The sequence below is a fragment of the Bifidobacterium vespertilionis genome, from assembly GCF_008698145.1.
GTDB classification, from domain to species: Bacteria; Actinomycetota; Actinomycetes; order Actinomycetales; family Bifidobacteriaceae; genus Bifidobacterium; species Bifidobacterium vespertilionis.
In genome coordinates this window covers 18,894-37,710 of record NZ_RZNZ01000014.1, presented here as the reverse complement: position 1 = coordinate 37,710, position 18,817 = coordinate 18,894, and the positions used below count along the sequence as shown (strand labels likewise).

The window sequence follows — 18,817 nt, the reverse complement described above, 5'->3', positions numbered from 1 at the left end:
GATGGGGGTAGATATGGCCTTGTGAGCTGGAACTTCCTCAAACGCAGGCAAGAGAAGAAATCGTCGCGATCCACGCAACCCGTGGGCGCCAACGCGGTCCGTAAATTCCACACCCATTCCATCCCCCTGGACATGGAGGACATCGCGCGCGACTGGGACAAGCCGATCGTGGACGCGGGCATCGCCGCCAAGGCGAGCGTGATCGTGCGCGTCGGCACGCTGGATCTGGGGGCCGGCACCGGAAGCTTCCGCGTGCGCGAGATGATGCACCGCATCGCGTATCCGCTCGGCGTGCACGTGCGCGCGGACGTCAACCTCACGGACATCGAGGCCACCTGTACGGACGGGCGCAACCGCATCACCGAGGTCATCGACCTGCCCACCACCGGCGTCAACACCGAGCGCATCTGGCTGCTCGAGCACTTCGCCGACTGGTTCGCGGTCAATCTGGGCAAGAGCTCCATGTACCACGTGCAGTCCAAGTTGTCCGAAGGTGTGGTGCAGCACCTCGACGAGCGCGACGCCTCCCAGTACTCGGCGGACCTGTCGAAGAAGATCCGCGAGGAGATCAAGGCCGCGCAGGGCGGCGAGGCTTCGGAGGATCCGGTGGTGGAGGCCATAGAGCTTGCACAGCGCGTGAACACGCTCAAGCGCGAGGCGGCCGAGGCGTCGACGGCGGATTCCAAGGCCAAGGCCGAAGTCGAGGCTGAAGTCGAGGCCAGCCGGTCCCTGAACGACGACAATGAGGAGGCCCACCAGCTGCTCGCCGACGAGCTGCCCATCGTGCCGGTGGAGAGCCGGACCAGTGACGAGGAGCGGTTCGACGAGGAGGAGGTCTTCAACGGGGACAGCGATGCCGTGCGCGACCGGGTTGCGGCGCGGTTGGCCCAGCGCGACGCGCACGACCGCCGGCAACTCGGCGAGGAGGGGTTCGTCGACGCGGCCCCCGAGGGCGGCGCGCGCGCCAACAAGGCTGGGCGCGTCCATCAGCCGCCCAAGGGCGAGTACGCCGAGCACTTCGACCATGTGGGCGCCAAGCCCAAGGACGCCAAGCACCGCGGCATCACCGTGAGGCAGGCGCACGAGCGGCTCGATCTGATCGAGCGCCGCAAGCCGCTGTACAAGCCGTGGTTCTCCGGACTTGCGTCCGCCATAGCCTGCGCGTCCTTCGTGTTCCTGCTCGGCGGCGGGCCGTACGACATGATCGGCGCATTCGTGGGTGCCGGGCTTGGCCAGTGGCTGCGCCGGCGGCTGTTCGCCCACCATCTCAACCAGTTCTTCGTCACCTTCGTGTGCGTGGCCGTGGCCGCGCTCGCCTGCACCGGCACGCTGAGGCTGGTGGGTTTGTTCGACCCGGTGGCCCTTTCACACGACACCGCATACATCGGCGCCATGCTGTTCGTGATCCCCGGATTCCCGCTCATCACCGGCGGCCTCGACATGGCGAAGATCGACTTCCCGTCGGGTATCCAGCGCATCACCTACGTGCTGTGCGTCATCCTCATGGCCACGCTGGCCGGATGGATGGTCGCCTCGATCGTGCACCTCAACCCGGAGGGCTTCGAGCCGCTGGGGCTGAACGCGTGGGTCAACGGGTGCCTGCGCTTCGTCTTCGCGTTCCTGGGCGTGTGGGGCTTCTCCGTGCTGTTCAACTCGCCGCAGCGCATGTGCCTGGTGGCGGCGATCATCGGCGCCATCACAGACACCTTGCGCTTGGAACTGACTGACTTCGGCATGCCGGCGGAGGCGGCCACGTTCATCGGCGCGTTCCTCTCCGGCATTCTGGCGTTCGCGTGGCGCTCGTCGGTGCGCCACGGCTGGCTGCCGCCGCACCTCGGCTACCCGCGCATCTGCCTGACCGTGCCATCGATCGTGATCATGGTGCCGGGCATGTACATGTACCGCGCGATGTTCTACTTGGGTGGGTTCGACACCATCAACGCGCTCGACTGGGCCTTCCGCGCCTTTATGGTCATTCTGTGCCTGCCGGTGGGGCTGGCCATGGCCCGTGTGTTCACGGACAAATCCTGGCGCTACGACATCTGAGACCCTTCGGTTCGGCCGCGGAAGTCCGCCGGAAGCCGGCTGGATGCCCCGCCCGCCTTGTGCGGGCGGGGCATCTTGCAAAGTGGGGGCGGATTTGGGCAGTTGCAGAGCGCTATACATCAAAGTGGGGGCGTTCCCGGGTCGGCCATTGGCCGATTTCAACCTTCAAAGATGTCGATTTGGGCGGATTTGGGCTTTGCGCGGGCTTTGTTGCCGCATTGCGACGCCCCCACTTTGATGTATAGCGCTCTGCAAACCTCGAAATCCGCCCCCACTTTGTGAGATAGCGGCGAGATGACGGTGGTTGGAGGCTCTGCGGATTCAGAGGTGCACCCAGCGTGCGATCCAGCGTTGCCTCGGCACCCGTTCCCAGAGCGGTTTTCTCTTCGTGCGCCGCGCATCGCAGACTTCCCGCATCGTCATGCGCGCCGTGAGCGGCACAGGGATGCCCAGCACCGATTCGCATGCGGTCGCCACGCGCTGGGCCAGTTCCCCCTCGCTATGTTCATCCCCGAGATCCAGCAGGGTGACCTTGATGTAGATCCAGCCCAGACGCTCCAACGCTTCCCGGCGTTTGTCGTCGCGCAGCACCTGTTCGCTGCTGCTCCGGTGATAGGCACCGTCGTATTCTATGGCGATGCGAAGTTCCGGTATGGCCATGTCCAGCAATGCCGTGCGGCCATTGTCGAGCCGCACCGGGTAATTCACCATGGGTTCGGGAAGACCGTACCGCTGCAGGGCCAGCCGGGTCCGCGTCTCCTGCGAGGAATCGGTTCCCTCCCGCATGAGGCGCACGGCCATTTTGCAGTTGCGGATGCCGGAGAACTGGCGGGCATGCTCGAGGTATGCGATGAAATCCCCCATTTCGGCGCGCGCGAGATGCTGGTTTCTGCGCATCATGGCGTCCCCCAGCACCACCAGTTCCTCAAGGGGCAGAATGGCCCCATAATGGGCCCAGGTGCATACGGGAGTGGTGCATTCCGCCGTGCGGTTGATGAGGATGGTGGTTATGGGCCCCGACCACCTCAGGAACCGCACGCCCTCGATGTGCGTCTTCTCCCCGGCGCTCGCCACCACCACGTCCATATCCTTGCGTCGTCGCTCGGCTTCGGGCTCGACGGGCTTTTCGATGGCGAGTAGCTCCAGCGCCTCCGAGCGGGCGAAGACCAGCTTGCGGTCGGTCCGCCGCTGCAGTTCCGCGCAGGCGTTGAGCCTCTGATACTTGAGGTTGGTGAGCGCCTCCAGCGAATACGATTCGGTGTTCATGCCTCCGACGCTAGCGGCGCGCGCCCGGCGGGGGAAGTCGCGCCCGGCCCGCGGTGGATAAGTGCACAACTGGCGTCGCGGTGCACAACTGCCGCGTGCCGCCTTGCGCCCCGCGCGGCTTCACGCCCCGCCGCCCGCCCGTGTTCTGAATGTGAGACGAATGGCGGCATGCCTTTCCCGTCCCGGTGCCGCTCGTTAAATTGGTATTTCCGAGAGATAGGGAGATCAATGGTTTCAGCGAATTTCTGGGTGTTTCTGGCTATGGTGATCTATTTCGCCGTCATGCTGGGCATCGGCTTCTTCTACTCACGCCGCTCCAACTCCTCCGCCAGCCAGTACTTCGCGGGCGGCCGCGGCGTGGGCCCCTGGCTCACCGCCCTGTCCGCGGAGGCGTCGGACATGAGCGGCTGGCTGCTCATGGGCCTGCCCGGTCTGGCCTACTTCACCGGCCTCGCGGACCCGATGTGGACAGCCATCGGCCTCGCCCTGGGCACCTACCTCAACTGGAAGCTCGTCGCCCGCCGCCTGCGCCGCTACTCGGTGATCGCCGGCGACGCCATCACCATCCCGGACTTCTTCTCCAAGCGCTACCACGACGACAAGTCGATCATCTCCACCATCGCCGCGGCCATCATTCTCGTGTTCTTCTGCGTCTACGTGGGCAGCTGCTTCGTGACCGTGGGCAAGCTGTTCACCACGCTGTTCGGCTTCGACTACCACCTGACCATGATCCTCGGCGCGGCCGTGGTCTTCGTCTACACCATCGTGGGCGGCTATCTGTCCGTGGTGGCCACCGACTTCGTGCAGGGCGTGCTCATGTTCTTCGCGCTCGCCGTGGTGTTCTTCGGCTCGATCGCCGGTGCGGGCGGCGTGCAGCAGACGGCCGAATTCCTGCGCGGCATCCCGGGCTTCGTGTCCGGCACGCACGTGGCCACGCCCGCGCTCGACGAGATCGGCCGCCAGATTGTGCGCGACGGCCAGGCGGTGTTCGGCGCGCCCTCCGAGTACGGCGTGATCACGATCATCTCGATGCTCGCGTGGGGTCTGGGCTATTTCGGCATGCCTCAGGTGCTCGTGCGGTTCCTGTCGATCCGCAGCGTGTCCGAGGTGCGCAAGTCCCGCATCATCGCCACTGGCTGGTGCGTGGCCTCGCTGGCGTGCGCGATCATGATCGGCCTGGTGGGCCGCGCGATGATGCCCGTGCACTTCCTCACGCAGACCGACGCCGAAAGCGTGTTCATCGTGGCCGCGCAGATGCTGCTGCCGAGCTTCATGTGCGGCGTGGTGGTCTCCGGCATCTTCGCCGCGTCCATGAGCTCGAGCTCGTCGTACATGATCATCGGCGCCTCCGCGATGGGCGAGAACATCTTCCGCGGTCTGCTGCACCGCAAAGCCACAGACCGCCAGGTGATGATCGTCGCGCGCCTGACCCTGGTCGTCATGTTCCTGTTCGGCGTCCTTGTGGCGTACGACCAGAACTCCTCGATCTTCCAGGTCGTCTCCTACGCGTGGGCCGGCCTTGGCGCGTCGTTCGGCCCGCTGATGCTCTGCTCGCTCTACTGGCGTCGCACGAACCGTCCGGGCGCGGTGGCGGGCATGCTCGTGGGCACCGCTGCGGTGCTGATCTGGCACAATCTGGTCAAGCCGCTGGGCGGTGTGTTCGCGATCTACGAGCTGCTGCCCGCATTCCTGCTGTCCCTGCTGGCGATCGTGGCCGTGTCGCTGGTCACGGCCCCGCCGTCGGAGGAGGTGCTGGACGAGTTCGATCACTACATGGACCGGCCGGACGATTCGGTGGTGGACGGCGAGCTGCTGGTCGCCGAGGGCATGGCCGCCGGGCAAGCGGCGTCCGGGCGCTGATGCCATGCGATTGGCCGGGCGGCCGGCGGGCCTACACTGAAGCCATGAGTGAGATCGTGCCCGATCGCGGGCTGCTGCTGCGCAATGTCCGATTCCTTGACGGCCATGATGTTTCCGGGGCCGCCGGCGATGCCACCGAGCTGTTCGATGTGCTGGTCCGCGACGGCGTGATCGTTTCGATCCGTCCCGCCGGGCACGGGATTGACGAGGCCGGCGACCAGGCATCCATGCCCGTCGCGGACGCGGATGACCGATGGGCGATTCCGGGCCTGTGGGACTGCCACACGCACTTCACGCAGTGGTCGGCCACGTTCGGCCGGCTCGATCTGCTGCCGGCCCGCAGCGCGCACGAGGCGATGGACATGCTGCGCGATTATCTGGCCGCCCGCCGCGCGCAGGCGGGTCGGGCAAGCCAGCCGAACGGTCTGAATCCGAACGTCTTCGTGGTGGGCATGCGGTTCCGCCACTCCCTGTGGGCCGACGACGAGCAGCCCACGCTCGCCGCGATCGACGCGGTGTCCGGCGACCAGCCCGTGGCCCTGTCCAGCGCGGACATGCACTGCGGCTGGGTCAATTCCGCGGCAGCGCGGCGACTGGGCGTGCATGTGGGCGAGTCCGGTCTGGTGGGCGAGCTCGAATGGTTCGACGCCTACTGCAAGCTGGACAACGCGCCCGGCGCGGCCGAGGAGACCATGCGGCTGCTGCGCGAGGCCGAGCGCGATGCGGCCGGCAAGGGCGTGGTGGGTGTGCGCGACTACGAGATGGCCGAGAACATCGACACGTGGACCCGCCGGTTCGCGGCCGGCATCGACGGTCTGCGCGTGGAGGCCGGCGTCTACCCCGAGCGGCTGCGGGCGGCGATCGACGCCGGTTGGCGCACCGGCATGGAACTGCCCGGCTCGCGCGGACTGGGCCGCGTGGGCTCGATGAAGCTCATCTCCGATGGCTCGCTCAACACCCGATCCGCCTACTGCTCCACGCCCTACTCCGGCATCACCCCGCCCACGTACGGCACGCTGAGTTACACGCCGGAGCAGATCGAGGACTACATGCGTCTGGCCACCGACCACGGCTTCACCATCGCCTGCCATGCGATCGGTGACGAGGCCAATACGATCGTGCTGGATGCGGCCGCGGCCACGGGCGCGCGCGGTTCGATCGAACACGCCCAGATGCTTAAAACCGCCGATATTCCTCGCTTCGCCGCGCTGGGGCTCACAGCCAGCATCCAGCCGCAGCACGCCATGGACGATCGTGACGTGATCACCCGCTTCTGGGCCCATCCGGCCGGCATCCCCTATGCCTTCCGCGCCCTGCACGACGCCGGCGTGCCCCTGCGCATGGGTTCCGACGCGCCCGTCGCCCCGCTCGATCCGTGGCTGGCGGTCTCCGCCGCCGTGTTCGGCACGGAGAGCTCCGATCGTGAGCCGTTCCAGCCCGAGCAGTGCCTCGACGTGCGCACCGCCCTGACCGCCTCCACCGCCGTGGGCCGCGATCGTCCCGCGCCCGGAGACCCGGCCGATCTGGTCCTGCTCGACCGCGATCCCTACGCGATCCGCACCCCCGAGGACATGCGCGCGATGCCGTCCGCCGTGGCCGCGACGATGCTTGCCGGCCGTTGGACGCACGGGCGGTTGTGAGGCGTGACTACCAGGCCGCCAGCGTTTCGATGGTGTCGAGTCCGTTCCGCCGATGCCGATCATCCAGTCCATCCCAGTACTCGGAATCTTCGGTGAGTTGATCCCGCAGTACGCGCAGGCGTCTGCGATCGGTGGTGCTGTGCAGTCGGCTGACTTCGGCGTCCGGATCATCGATCAACGATGCCAGCATGGCCGCATCCCGCAGATGTCGGCTCTCGAAACCCGCCCGGTCAGCACTCCACGCCGCGCTTTTGAGGATCAGCGCGCCCAGAAGGTCGGGAATGCGGATCAGGACGGATTTGCCATGGTCGGCGATCGTTACGTGCATGCTGCGCTCGATGGCCTGTGCCCCGCCGGGCATGGGGAGGATTGGGCTGCCTGACAGTTTCGCGTCCCCATGAAGGTGCTTGGGCAGATGATCGGCCACGAGCAGATCCACCACATTACCGTTCGGGGCGACCAGCCGGGTGGTGTATCCGGTCAGTGTGCCAGTCCGGGCCGTGAAACCATACCGTGACAGCACATTCCTGATCTCGTTGATGCCTCGGCGGTCCGACATGAGGTCCGCCAGCAGATCCGCGTCGGTGGTGGGCCGGACGTCAAGTCCGCCCATCATAGCGTGCAGCTGCACCATGAGCCCGCCGGTCAGCAGCCATGAGTCGGGGTCGACCGTTTTCGCGGTCGCATAGACGATGCTCCATGGATGGGCGGAAGCGGGAATGTGGATGATAGGTGTCGTGGTCATATTCGCCTCCTGAAGTGTTCGAGAAGATGTTCGAGTGTCTCCAGTCCTGCCCGTCGTTCTCGCGGATCGTTGGACTCCGCGAGATCGGCGGCGCATACGGCAAGGGGCATCGGTCCGTCGCCGTCGGGCAGCCAGTCGGCGACGCGCAATCGCACGGTGATCGGTTCCACGTTGATTTTCATCCGGCATGCCGCCGCGACCCATTCCGCATCGTCGGCCGTGGCATAGCCTTCGAGCGCATTGGTATCCGTCAGTTGGAACTTGGCCGCCAGTGGGCCGGTGGCCGCCGAAAGGCGCAACCGTGCCGCTGCTTTGCCGATCAGCGAATCCCTGCACCAGAATTCGAGTGTTCTCGCCCGCCTGCGGCACAGGCGCGTCAGTTTCTCGGCGTCGGTTGTGCGTAGGTATTGGCGCAGCCGGTAGCGATGCGGCGCATCGATCCAAGGCGTGGGTTCGCCGGACAGCAGATACAGCGCGGCGAATGCCATGGCTGCGGAATAGGGCCTTCCGGGTTTGCCCGCCCAACGTTCATAGCGCTGCACGGAGCTCGCAGTGATCAGAAAGCCGCCGGCCCCAACCGGCAGGGCGGTGATCTCGTGCGCCTGGCGCAGGGCGGTGACCCGGCGCTCGCTGACGCCGAGTCGCAACGCTGTCTCGCGTTGGGTGAGCAATGTGGTACTTGAAGTGATGGGCATGAGACCAGTATACACAAAATTATTCAGAATATCGAATGGAAGTGTATATTGTCAGGCAACAAAAAAGCTCCCCCATCGCGGGGGAGCTCATTGGGATTGCGGCTTGACCCTGCGGGGCCGGGCACCGAAGCGTGAAGTCGAAGGATCATCGGCGACTGCGCGCAAATCAAGGATCCTTCGACTTCGCGCTATGCGCTTCGCTCAGGATACTGATTGTTTGGCCCTGCGGGACCAAACAATCAGTACTTCATGCCCATGGCCGCGCGCACCTCGTCGAGGGTAGCCTCGGCGATCTCGTTGGCGCGCTTGTTGCCGTCCTCCAGCACGTCGCGCACGTAGTCCATGTCCTTGGCCAGCTCGGCGCGGCGCTCGCGGTGAGGGGCCAGGAAGTTGTTGACGGACTCGATCACGTACGCCTTGAGCGCGCCGGCGCCGGACTCGCCGATCTCCTCGGCGATCTCCTTCGGATCGCGGCCGGTCACCAGGCCGGCGGTGGTCAGCAGCGCGGAGACTTGCGGGCGGGCGATCGGGTCGAACGTGATCCTGCGCTCGGAGTCGGTGGGGCTCTTCTTGATGAGCTTGGCGGTCTCCTCGGCGGTGGCGCCCAGCATGATCGAGTTGCCGTACGACTTGCTCATCTTGCGGCCGTCGAGACCGGGGATCTCCGGCGCGTCGGACAGGATGGCGGCCGGCTCCGGGAACACCGGGTGCTTCTTGGCGTAGCGCTCGTTGAATCGACGGGCGATGGTGCGGGTGATCTCGATGTGCGGCAGGTTGTCCTTGCCGATCGGCACCACGTTCGCCTTGCAGAACAGGATGTCGCAGGCCTGATGGACCGGGTAGGTGAGCAGCAGGCCGGTCAGGGCGTGGCCGGAGGCCTCCATCTCGGCCTTCACGGTGGGGTTGCGGTGCAGCTCGGCCTCGGTGACCAGCGACAGGAACGGCAGCAGGAGCTGGTTCTCGGCCGGCACGGCGGAGTGCGCGTAGATCATGGTCTTCTTCGGGTCGATGCCGGCGGCCATGTAGTCGAGGACCAGGTTGAGCACGTTGTCCTGGATGTGCTCGGTGGTGTCGCGGTCGGTGATGACCTGGTAGTCCGCGATGATGATGTTGGAGTGCACGCCCTTGTTCTGCATGGCCACGCGCTCCTTGATGGAGCCGAAGTAGTGGCCCAGGTGCAGGCGGCCGGTGGGGCGATCGCCGGTCAGCATGGTGAATTTGCCCGGCTCGGCCTCCAGCTTGGCGAGCGTCTCGTCGGATCGCTTCTTCGCCGCCAGGAAGCTCGCGCTCATTTCGTTTCCAGCCGCCGTCAGCTGGGTTTCGGCCTGCTCGTCAGTCATCGACTGCCCCTTATTTATGTGTGAAAACGGTACAAAAGTTCGCTTTTATGGTAAAAGTTCAAGACGACAACATAACAAGTGGTATTCTCTTCTGTGATGAATTGATCGAAACTCGAGAATCGTAAAGTCAGGGGATCAACATGGGTCGCGGACGTCAGAAAGCAAAGCAGCAGAAAATTGCCCGTAAGCTCAAGTACCTGACAACGGACACCGACTACGACGAGCTGGCCAAGGAGCTCAGCACGCAGGAGGTCGGCACCGGTTCGTTCGATCCGTTCGCGGATGTGGAGGAGGCCGAGCAGGAGCGCGTCGCGGATACCGCCGATGCCGCGCCGGAGGCCCACGACACGCCCGAGGACGATCTGGACGAGTATGCCAAGTGGGCTGCGGAGGCCGCTGCGAAGGCGACGAGTGGCGAGATGCCGAAGGTCGTCAAGGCCGTGCCGAAGCCGCACAAGCCCATTCCCATGCCGATTCCGAGCGCTCTCAAGCCCAAGAAGGACTGATCTCCTCTCTGATTGCCGCTGATCGCGCGCGGGGTCCGTTTCGGTACATGAATTGATACGCAAATACGGGCTGTGCGGGCCGATTCCGGCGATTCGCAGCGCTTCCGGGCCGATTTTCGGGTGAATTTCAGCCCGATGGTGCTGTGAATCGCGGATTTCGGTCCGCGCAGCCCGTATTTTGATGTTTGCGGCTGGGCGGTGGTGCGTGGGCGGTGCCTGCGTGAGACGCCCACGTGAGGCCTGTGCCGGTTTTCGTCAGCATATGCGGATAAGCTAGTGCTCGCAATTGGTACATCGTGGAACCAGCGCTGATCACAGGCAGCTGCGACGGAATGGAGACCGGCATGAGCGCCAGCACGGGCAATCAGGGACGCTCGGACATCACGGATGTTCGGATCGAGCACTTCGACGGCGATGCGATCGGCATCGGCACGGGGACGCCGCGCATCAGCTGGCGGTACGATCCGCAGGTCGGCGATCTGGCTGGCCGGAAGGCCCAGATCCGCATGCTCGTGCGGCCGTTCGCGCCCGTCGGATCCGTGGAGCTTGGTCGGTCCGTGGAGCTTGACCAGCCCGCGCGACCCGTTGGATCCGCGCAATCCCCTGCGTCCGTCGCGCCGGAAACGTACGATGCGGCGCGCGGCGTGGTGTGCAGCGCGATCGTGCCCGCGGAAGCCAATGTGCTGCATCCCTGGCCGTTCGACCCGGTGGCGTCCGGTTGCCGCGTCACGGTCTCCGTGCGCCTGCTGCCGGAATCCGAACTCGCTGGCCCGGATACCGGGGCTCCTGCGGCAGCGCCCGCGGATCCTGCAGATCCCGTGGATTCCGCGGACTGGTCCCCGTCGGTCGCATTCGAGCCCGGCCTGATCGACCCGGCCCGTCGTGTGGCGCATATGGTCGGCCCCGATTGGCCCGAATCGGCCGAGGATGCCCGCGGCAATCCCGTTCTGCGCAGGCCCGGCCGCGTGCGCGCGTCGATTTCCCTGCGTGATCGCCCGGTCGCCGCCCGCCTGTACCTGTCCGCCTACGGCCTGGTCGGTGCGGAGGTCAACGGCCGGCCCGTCGGCGACGATATCCTGACGCCGGGCTGGACCGACTATCGCACGCGCTTTGCGTATCGAACGTTCGATGTGACGGGCCTGCTGTGTGATGGCGTCAACGGTCTTGGCTTCTGGCTGGGTGACGGCTGGTATCGGGGCCGCATCGGCTTCGGCGGCGGCAAGGCCGATTGCTACGGCGATCGTTTGGGCGTGTGGGCCCAGCTGCGCGTGGCGTATGCCGACGGCAGTGAGGAGATCATCGCATCGAACGCGTTCGATGGCCGGTGGGAGGCCAAGCCCGGGCCGATCGTGTCCAGCGGATTGTATGAAGGCGAATCGTACGATGCCCGGCTTGAGGAGCCCGGTTGGTCGCAGGGCGATGCCGACGCGTCCGCCGCAGGCTGGACACCCGTGCGCGAGCTGCCCTTCGACAACGCCAGGCTGTTCGCCCCGTCCTGCCGCGGCGTCGAACGGTATGGCGAGCCGCGCAAACCCATGTCCGTCAAGGCGCTGGACGGCGGATCGTACCTGCTGGATTTCGGGCAGAATTGCACGCAGCGCCTGCAGCTGCGCATCCCGGCCACCGAACCCGGCCACGTCATCACCGTCCATCACGCCGAGGTGCTCAACCCGGACGGTTCCCTGGCCGTGCGCCCGCTGCGCCGCGCGGTGCAGATCGATTCGTACACGTCGAACGGTAAGGCGGCCGTGTGGGAACCGCGCTTCACGATTCATGGCTTCCGGTACGCGCGCATCGACGGCTGGCCGGATGCGCCTGCCGGGCCGGATGCGCCCATCGCCCCGACCGGCTCCGCCGCCGTCGCAGCCGCCGTGGAATCACACGTCTACACCTCCGCCATGCCGCAGGCCGGCTCGTTCGACTGCTCGGACGCCGCCCTCACCAGACTCCATCGCAATGTGGAATGGTCCATGCGGTCGAACTTCGTCTCCATCCCCACCGACTGCCCGCAGCGCGACGAGCGCTTCGGCTGGACCGGCGACATCGCCGTGTTCGCGCCCACCGCGGAATTCCTGGCCGAGGCCGATGGCTTCCTGTCCGACTGGCTGGACGATGTGGCCAGCGAAACCGCGCATTGGGGGACGGTCCCCTACTATGTGCCGTACCCGTATCCGGGCTGGGGCCAGCCGCAGGCCGTGGCGCTGTGGGGCGATGCGGCGACGATGGTGCCGTGGGCGCTGTACATGTCCGGCGGTGACGTGGATCAGCTGCGCCGGCAGTACCCGCTCGCCCGCCGATGGGTGGATGAGGTGGTTTCGCTGCTGGCCAGTGACGGCGTGTGGGATCGCCGGCCGGAGGTGTGGTGCGGCCAGCTGGGCGATTGGCTGGATCCCACGGCCCCGCCCGACGATGCCGCGCGCGCGATGACCCAGAAGGAGCTGGTGGCCACGGCGTTCACCGTGCACTCGCTTGATCTGGCGGCCCGCATGGCAACGGTGTTGGGCGATGGCGCCGATGCGAGCCGGTACCGGTCCCTCGCGGCGCATGTGCGCGAGGGATTCCGCGGACGATTCGTGCATGAGGATGGCTCAATGACCTCCGACACGCAGTGCGCGTACTGCCTGGCGATCGTGTTCGATCTGTTCGATGGCGGGAGTGATAGCGCCGCCCGTCGCGCGTTCGCCGGCGACCGATTGGCGCAGTTGGTGCGTGACAACGGCTACACCGTGGGCACCGGATTCGCCGGCACGCCCTACGTGCTGCGCGCCCTGTTGGACACCGGTCATGCGGACGAGGCGTTCCGGCTGCTCACCTCGCGCGATTGCCCGTCGTGGCTGTATCAGGTGAGCATGGGCGCCACGACCACGTGGGAGCGCTGGGACTCGATGCTGCCCAACGGGGAGGTCAACCCTGGCGACATGACGTCGTTCAACCACTACGCGCTCGGATCCGTGGCCGATTGGATGCATGCGGCGATCGGCGGGCTGCGGCCTGCCGAACCCGGCTGGTCGGTGTTCGAAGTGGCCCCGGTGGCCGCCTTGCACGGGATCGATGCCGCGGAATGCGCGCACATGACGCCGAACGGTCTTGCATCGGTGAAGTGGCGGCGTGCGGACGATGGGCAAGGTTCCGGCGGTTCGGTCGATATGGAACTGATCGTGCCGGCGAACACGATCGCGCGCGTGCGGATGGGCGGCGACGGCGGCGGTGCTGGCCGCTGGCGTGAACTGCCCGCCGGGCATCACCGTCTGACCATCCCCTTGACGGTCTGACATAGCCAGACGCCGAAGGATCCTTAACTCGTGCACCGATGAATCAACGTGAGTGACGAAGGCTCCTTCGCCGCTCCCCCCACAATCACCGCTCGGCGACGATCCTCAGCCCCCAGGGCACAATCGTCACGGTCTCGCCCGCAACGAGCTCCCGGTTGGCATCCGAATCGCCGCTCTCCGCCAGCAGATCCTCGCCGCTGACCGGCGAGACGAACTCAACGGGCGATCCCGAGTAGTTGAGCAGATAGGCGAGGCGCTCGCCGGTGGGGTTGATCCCCCGTCGCACGGTGAGCGTGCCGGCTAGTCGCTGCGGCCAGTCGTCGATGCCGGCGGCGGACACCGCCTCGCGCAGGATCGCGCGGATCGTGGGGGCATCGGTCATCGTGCCGATCCGCTCGGCCCAACCGCCGTTGCCGCCGAAGGCGTGCCTGGTGATCGCCGCCCAATCGCCCCATGCGGGGTGATCGTAGCGGGCCAGCACCTGCGTGGCCGCGTCGCCGGCCTGACCATCGACCGCATCGTCGTTCGGCTCCAGCAGCTCCATGAAGGTGAGTGCCTGCGGTCGATCGGACGGCTTGTCGGAGTCGCCATCGTTGCCGTTGCCGCCGAAGCCGTCCAGCGGCCCCGCGAACGCCAGCCGTGTGCCCTCGTCGGGATTGGTGAACTCGTCGTACCCCGCGCCGAACACGTCAGCCAGCCCGTGCGGCTGCCGATCGTGCCACACCGTGGCGTCCAGATCGCTGAAGAACGACTTGAAGGTGGACAGCAGATGCCCGCCCTGCGCCACGTACGCGCGCAGGCCATCGATCAGCGCCTGCGAGGTGCAGTACAGCGCCGGGGCGATCACCAGATCGTACGGCTCGAGCGCCTTGAGCACGGACTGCACGCGGGCGTTGCCGGACCCGCCGCCGGTCTCCCCGTCGCCGAATGCACGCCCGTCCGCCGCCTCGCTGAAATCGCCGAGCGTGCCGCCGTCCAGCCAATCGCCGGGCAGGAAATCGCATTCCACGTTGAGATCGAACAGCGCGTCGTACACCCAGCGCACCACGTCGTTGTAGGTGGAATTCGGCCCGCCCCAGGCCACGCCCGAATCGATGCGGAAACGGTTCAGGGCGCTCAGCGACGCGTTGCTGGCGATGATCGCCACGCGGTTGCGCTTGCGCAGGCCCGCCAGCCGTCCGCCGATCCGCTCCAGCTCCGCGCCGAGCGCGCTGGCCTCGCGGTAGATGCGATTGGGCTTGAGATCGTGCGACAGCACACCCTTCCAGTACGTCTCGCATGCGTTGTGCAGCGACGCCCAATGCCAGTACATCACCGATTCCGATCCGTTCGCCAGATGGCTGAAGCCCTGCAGTCGCAGCTGTCCGGGGAACGGCAGCCAGCCCATGTTGCCCTGCGCCTCGGTCTCCATGAGCAGCCAGTTGCGGCCGCCCTTGAACGATCGCGCCAAGTCCCCGCCCACCGCGATCTGCCGGCCGTCGAGCTTGGCGGCGCTGGGATGGTAGATGTCGATGCCCGCGTAGTCGAGGTGCGCGGAAGTGAGCCAGTCGTCCGCACGCGGCTGCACGCCGTACGATCCGCCCCGCCAATCGAGGTCGAAGTTCTGCGTGACGAACTGGTCGGGGCGCGCGTACTCGCGCACGATCGTCGCCTGCCAGCCGATGTATTCGGCCACAAGCGCGCGGCGGAACCGATCGAACTCGCCGCCCAGCGAGGCGTTGATCGTCGCCGTCACATCCGGCACGTCCTCCCAGGCGTTGATGCGGTTCGACCAGTAGTTGAGTCCGAACGCCCGATTCATCGCGTCAAGATCGTCGTGGAACCGTTCGCGCAGATGGCGCACGAACATGCGCTGCACATCGGCGTCCACCACGTCGAAATGCGTGGTCTCGTTGTCCACCTGCCAGCCGATCACCGCCGGGTGCGCGGCCACATGGGCGGACAGCGCGCGGATCGCCCGCTCGGCGTAGAACCGGTAGGTGGCGGAGAACTGGTTCATGTTCTGCCGCGGGCCGGGCTTTCGCTTACCGCCGGGCGTGGTGGCGAGGACGTCCGGGTGGGATTGCGTCAGCCAGCTGGGCACCGCGTAGGTGGGCGTGCCGACGATCATGCCGATCCCCGCCTCCCCCATCGCGTCGAGCACGCGGTCGATGTGCGTGAAGTCGAACACGCCCGGCTGCGGTTCCATGGTGGCCCAGGTCGATTCGGCGATGCGCACGGTGTTCATGTGCGCCGCCTTGAGCATGCGCACGTCCTCGGCCAGGCGATCGTAGGGCATGTATTCGTCGTAGTAGGCCGCGCCGAACAGGATGCGGGGCGATTGTGCGGGCTGAAGCGGCTGATGTGCGGGCTGGTGTGGCTGATGGGTGGTCATCGCGGGTCCTTCTTCCGTTGGTTGATTCATCGATGAATCATCTGAGGATAGTCAACCACGATTCATTCTGGCGCTCAACATCCGCGTGTCCGCGTTTGCCTCGCTGCCCGCCTGTTCCTTGTGGTTTCCTTGCAGGTCCTCCGGCATCCCGATCCGCCCAGTTGATGATGCGGGTCGGGCCGGGCGGCAGGGCCGGGTAAGCGGGCCGGGTAAGTCAGGGCGCAAACTGGGCAGATCGGAACGTTGATTTTGCAGACTGGGCAGATCCGGTCATCTAGGGGCGATTTTGGGGCTCCAGATGACCGGATCTGCCCAGTTTGCGGGGAAATCGGCTGGAATTGCCCAGTTTGCGGGGCTGGTGGGGCAGTCGAGCGAGGTGGAATGGGCGAGACAGAATGAGTGAATCCACTGCGATGAGGCCAACTGGGCGACTGGGGCTGACTGGAGGGCAATTGGGGGTGCAGGGCATCGGATTTGCTCATTCTGCATCTCGGGACCTGCGGGGCCTGTGGGAGGGTGTACCGCAGGCGCGTGATACCCGCAACATTACGGGCTGTGCGGGCCGAAATCCGCAATTCGTAGCATAATTGGGCCGATTTTCGGGCATTTTTCGGCCCGATAGTGCTGCGAAGAGCCGAAATCGGTCCGCGCAACCCGTATTTTGACAGATCCGCAAGCGTATGACCTGAACCATCATCGAGCCATCATGCGGCAGCCCCTACGCCACCTTGCGCCATGCCTCATCGCGTTCCGGCGCGCCTAGTTTGCGAGGACGATTGGTCAGTCCTGTTCCGATCTGCCCAGTTTGCGGGGAAATCGGCTGGAATTGCCCAGTTTGCGGGGCTGGCGGGCGGAATGGGCGAGACAGAATGAGCGAATTCACTGCGATGAGGCCAACTGGGCGACTGGGGGCCGACTGGAGTCCAATTGGGGTGCGGGACGTCGGATTTGCTCATTCTGCATTTCGGGACCGGTGGGAGGGCGCGTCACGCGGTGCGAAAACCGCGTCACAGGGTGCGACGTGCGTCACGGGGTGCGCCCGCTCCCTGTGACGGTGTCCGGGAGGCCTTCTCCCATAAGGGTTTTCAAAGTGCGTCACCGGGTGCGCCCGCGCCGCGTGACGCACGTCGCGCCCCGTGACGATCCGTCCGCTCCCGGTGACGCGGGCCACCCGCCCGGTGACGCGGTCCGACCGTCACGCGGCGCGGGCTACCGGGTCGATTCGCGCTCGACCAGTCGGAAATCGGTGACGAAGGTGCGCGCGGCCGATTCGTCCCCGTCGATGCGGGCGATCAGTCGATCCACGGCCAGCTGGGCGTACTGCGGGATGTCCGGATCGATGGTGGTCAGCGGCGGCATGGCGTATTCGGCGGCCGACGCGTTGTCGAAGCCGGTTACTTCCACATCGCCCGGCACGTCCAGTCCGGCCCGCCTGAGCGCGGTCATGGCGCCGATCGCCACGGCATCGTTCGCGCACACGATCGCATCGAGGGCGACACCACCCGCCCGTCGCTCGATCAGCCGCTCCGTCGCCCTGATGCCATCGTCCACGCCCATGCTGTGGCTGCCGGCCACGAGCCGCGCATCCACGTCCAGACCGCGCCGGCCGAATTCCTCCACGTAGCCGCGCAGGCGCATCGCCGCTCCCGCCTCCCGGGCCCGGAGGATGTCCGCCATCGCCGCATCCATCAGGCCGCGATCGTCGCACCACTGCTCCGGCGCGCCCGCGAACGCCACCGTGCGCCCGCGGTCGAGCAGCCATCCGGTGACGTGCGCCGCCGCCTCCACATTGGGCATCATCACCACGTCGGCCCTGCCATGGGACAGATAGTCGCCGGTGATCACGATCGGGCATCCCTGTGCAAGCAGCGGGCTGGAGGAGGGGATGGGCCGGTTGGAGAACAGGATCCACCCGTCCGCGTCCATGCGATGCGTTTCCTCGATGATCCCCTCGATGCCATCGGCGCGCGAGGCGTAGGTGAGGATCGCCGTGCCGTAGCCCCGGCGTGTGGCTGCGGCGATCACGTTGTCGCAGTAGGTTGCGCAGAACGGCTGGCCGAATCCGGGCATGGCGAGGCCGATCATCCGCGCCGCCCCGCGCCGCAGGGTCTGGGCCGACCGGTTCACGTGATAGCCCAGCCGGGCCATGGCGTCCTGCACACGACGGCGGGTTTCCGTGCTCATGCGGCCGGTGCCGTTGACCGCGTTGGACACGGTTTTCGCGGAGACGCCGGCCTCACGCGCCACGTCCTGCATCGTCACCGCCACCGGGTGCCCCCGTCCGTCAGCGGCAGCAGATCGCTCAGATCGTCGCGCTCGCCCACCGCGCTGATGCGACCGGCATCCTTTTCCTCGGCCCAGGTGGTCACGCCCGTGGCCAGCCGCATCCACACCTCCGGATCGAGCTCGATCACGTCCGGCGGGGTGAGGTTGTGTGGATCGGATGCGGGGCCGTCCAGGATCTTGATCGCGCCCCAGGGGGCCACGCGCACCTCCACGCCCTCACCCGGGGCCTTATGTTCCAGCAGGAACAGCGAGTAGCGCACGGCCATCGCCCATACCGGCCGGGGCAGATCGGGCTTGAATGCGAGCCTTTCCCCGAGCGGGATCGCGCCGCCGCTCGCCGCCATCATCGTGCCCGCCGCCTCGCGCCATCGCGCATAGGCGTCCCGCCCCTTGCCCAGATCCTGTTGCCGTAGTACCGTCATAAGAGACATTGTGCGATGAAGCGAGGTCAACCGAAACAACAGACGAAAACATCAGACGACAGCAGGCCGATTGTGGCCGGGAATGCTTGAATATGCTCGAAGGCGTGCGGAAATGCGCGATATCCATCCCGTGGAACCCCGCCTAACGCTCCCTCGGCGTCACTGGCTTCCCTAAAAAACTACGTAGTGACAACGATTTCATACGAAAAATATGGTGTGTCACGTAGAAATCCAGCTACACTAATCCATCAAGCATGAAAACGTATGCGTAACGTAACGCAGTGTTCATTCGGGCGTTTGCATGCCGATACCTCACCGAGGGCATAATTAATCTTGGAACACAATGCAACGAAAGCGAGTCATTT

Annotated in this window: 12 protein-coding genes; 5 read left to right on the top strand and 7 right to left on the bottom strand. The window is 66.1% G+C overall.

Annotated elements, in window-relative coordinates; genetic code table 11:
• Positions 1–132 precede the first annotated feature (132 nt).
• On the top strand, positions 133–2,046 hold the full coding sequence (locus EMO90_RS09545; RefSeq protein WP_150354233.1) for a threonine/serine exporter family protein: 1,914 nt from the start codon (positions 133–135) through the stop codon (positions 2,044–2,046).
• A 321-nt stretch (positions 2,047–2,367) separates the two neighbouring features.
• Here the strand turns inward: EMO90_RS09545 and EMO90_RS09540 are convergent, their stop codons facing one another.
• The gene (locus tag EMO90_RS09540; protein ID WP_150354190.1) at positions 2,368–3,312 is read right to left on the bottom strand and encodes a hypothetical protein; all 945 of its coding nucleotides are present in this window, start codon (positions 3,310–3,312) and stop codon (positions 2,368–2,370) included.
• Between the two features lie 228 nt (positions 3,313–3,540).
• On the opposite strand from EMO90_RS09540, the gene EMO90_RS09535 reads away from it, so the two are divergent.
• Both EMO90_RS09535 and EMO90_RS09530 read left to right on the top strand, forming a co-directional pair.
• Positions 3,541–5,172, top strand: coding sequence for a sodium/proline symporter (locus tag EMO90_RS09535; RefSeq protein ID WP_150354189.1), 1,632 nt, complete (start codon positions 3,541–3,543; stop codon positions 5,170–5,172).
• Between the two features lie 44 nt (positions 5,173–5,216).
• Entirely contained in the window at positions 5,217–6,812 is a 1,596-nt protein-coding gene (locus EMO90_RS09530) for an amidohydrolase (RefSeq protein ID WP_190972022.1), read from the top strand.
• 7 nt (positions 6,813–6,819) lie between these two features.
• Here the strand turns inward: EMO90_RS09530 and EMO90_RS12490 are convergent, their stop codons facing one another.
• The 3 genes from EMO90_RS12490 to trpS all read right to left on the bottom strand — a co-directional run bounded on the left by EMO90_RS12490 (position 6,820) and on the right by trpS (position 9,592).
• Positions 6,820–7,557 carry a hypothetical protein gene (locus EMO90_RS12490; protein WP_150354188.1) on the bottom strand — a complete coding sequence of 246 codons (738 nt, stop codon included), beginning with the start codon at positions 7,555–7,557 and terminating at the stop codon, positions 6,820–6,822.
• A complete protein-coding gene (locus tag EMO90_RS09520) occupies positions 7,554–8,252 on the bottom strand; it encodes a hypothetical protein (RefSeq protein WP_150354187.1) in 699 nt (232 codons plus the stop codon). The genes EMO90_RS12490 and EMO90_RS09520 overlap by 4 nt, the downstream gene beginning before the upstream one ends.
• Positions 8,253–8,491: 239 nt before the next feature.
• Positions 8,492–9,592, bottom strand: coding sequence for a tryptophan--tRNA ligase (gene trpS, locus EMO90_RS09515; protein WP_150354186.1), 1,101 nt, complete (start codon positions 9,590–9,592; stop codon positions 8,492–8,494).
• Between the two features lie 140 nt (positions 9,593–9,732).
• On the opposite strand from trpS, the gene EMO90_RS09510 reads away from it, so the two are divergent.
• Together EMO90_RS09510 and EMO90_RS09505 are read left to right on the top strand one after the other, a co-directional pair.
• Entirely contained in the window at positions 9,733–10,098 is a 366-nt protein-coding gene (locus EMO90_RS09510; RefSeq protein ID WP_150354185.1) for a DUF3073 domain-containing protein, read from the top strand.
• Positions 10,099–10,442: 344 nt separating this feature from the next.
• The gene (locus EMO90_RS09505) at positions 10,443–13,370 is read left to right on the top strand and encodes an alpha-L-rhamnosidase (RefSeq protein WP_190972021.1); all 2,928 of its coding nucleotides are present in this window, start codon (positions 10,443–10,445) and stop codon (positions 13,368–13,370) included.
• Positions 13,371–13,455: 85 nt separating this feature from the next.
• Here EMO90_RS09505 and EMO90_RS12195 read toward each other — a convergent pair whose 3' ends face one another.
• From EMO90_RS12195 to EMO90_RS09490, 3 genes are all read right to left on the bottom strand, one after another.
• Positions 13,456–15,744 carry a beta-galactosidase gene (locus EMO90_RS12195; protein WP_190972020.1) on the bottom strand — a complete coding sequence of 763 codons (2,289 nt, stop codon included), beginning with the start codon at positions 15,742–15,744 and terminating at the stop codon, positions 13,456–13,458.
• A gap of 1,209 nt (positions 15,745–16,953) precedes the next feature.
• A complete protein-coding gene (locus tag EMO90_RS09495; protein WP_150354183.1) occupies positions 16,954–18,012 on the bottom strand; it encodes a LacI family DNA-binding transcriptional regulator in 1,059 nt (352 codons plus the stop codon).
• Positions 18,003–18,452 carry a sterol carrier family protein gene (locus tag EMO90_RS09490; protein ID WP_150354182.1) on the bottom strand — a complete coding sequence of 150 codons (450 nt, stop codon included), beginning with the start codon at positions 18,450–18,452 and terminating at the stop codon, positions 18,003–18,005. The genes EMO90_RS09495 and EMO90_RS09490 overlap by 10 nt, the downstream gene beginning before the upstream one ends.
• Positions 18,453–18,817: the final 365 nt, after the last annotated feature.

Excerpts from the sequence above, each read along its gene's own strand:
- EMO90_RS09505 (WP_190972021.1), top strand. The coding sequence starts at position 10,443 with ATGAGCGCCAGCACGGGCAATCAGGGACGCTCGGACATCACGGATGTT.
- EMO90_RS09530 (WP_190972022.1), top strand. The coding sequence starts at position 5,217 with ATGAGTGAGATCGTGCCCGATCGCGGGCTGCTGCTGCGCAATGTCCGA.
- EMO90_RS12195 (WP_190972020.1), bottom strand. The coding sequence starts at position 15,744 with ATGACCACCCATCAGCCACACCAGCCCGCACATCAGCCGCTTCAGCCC.
- EMO90_RS09490 (WP_150354182.1), bottom strand. The coding sequence starts at position 18,452 with ATGACGGTACTACGGCAACAGGATCTGGGCAAGGGGCGGGACGCCTAT.
- EMO90_RS09510 (WP_150354185.1), top strand. The coding sequence starts at position 9,733 with ATGGGTCGCGGACGTCAGAAAGCAAAGCAGCAGAAAATTGCCCGTAAG.
- EMO90_RS09540 (WP_150354190.1), bottom strand. The coding sequence starts at position 3,312 with ATGAACACCGAATCGTATTCGCTGGAGGCGCTCACCAACCTCAAGTAT.
- trpS (WP_150354186.1), bottom strand. The coding sequence starts at position 9,592 with ATGACTGACGAGCAGGCCGAAACCCAGCTGACGGCGGCTGGAAACGAA.
- EMO90_RS12490 (WP_150354188.1), bottom strand. The coding sequence starts at position 7,557 with ATGACCACGACACCTATCATCCACATTCCCGCTTCCGCCCATCCATGG.
- EMO90_RS09520 (WP_150354187.1), bottom strand. The coding sequence starts at position 8,252 with ATGCCCATCACTTCAAGTACCACATTGCTCACCCAACGCGAGACAGCG.
- EMO90_RS09545 (WP_150354233.1), top strand. The coding sequence starts at position 133 with ATGGAGGACATCGCGCGCGACTGGGACAAGCCGATCGTGGACGCGGGC.
- EMO90_RS09535 (WP_150354189.1), top strand. The coding sequence starts at position 3,541 with ATGGTTTCAGCGAATTTCTGGGTGTTTCTGGCTATGGTGATCTATTTC.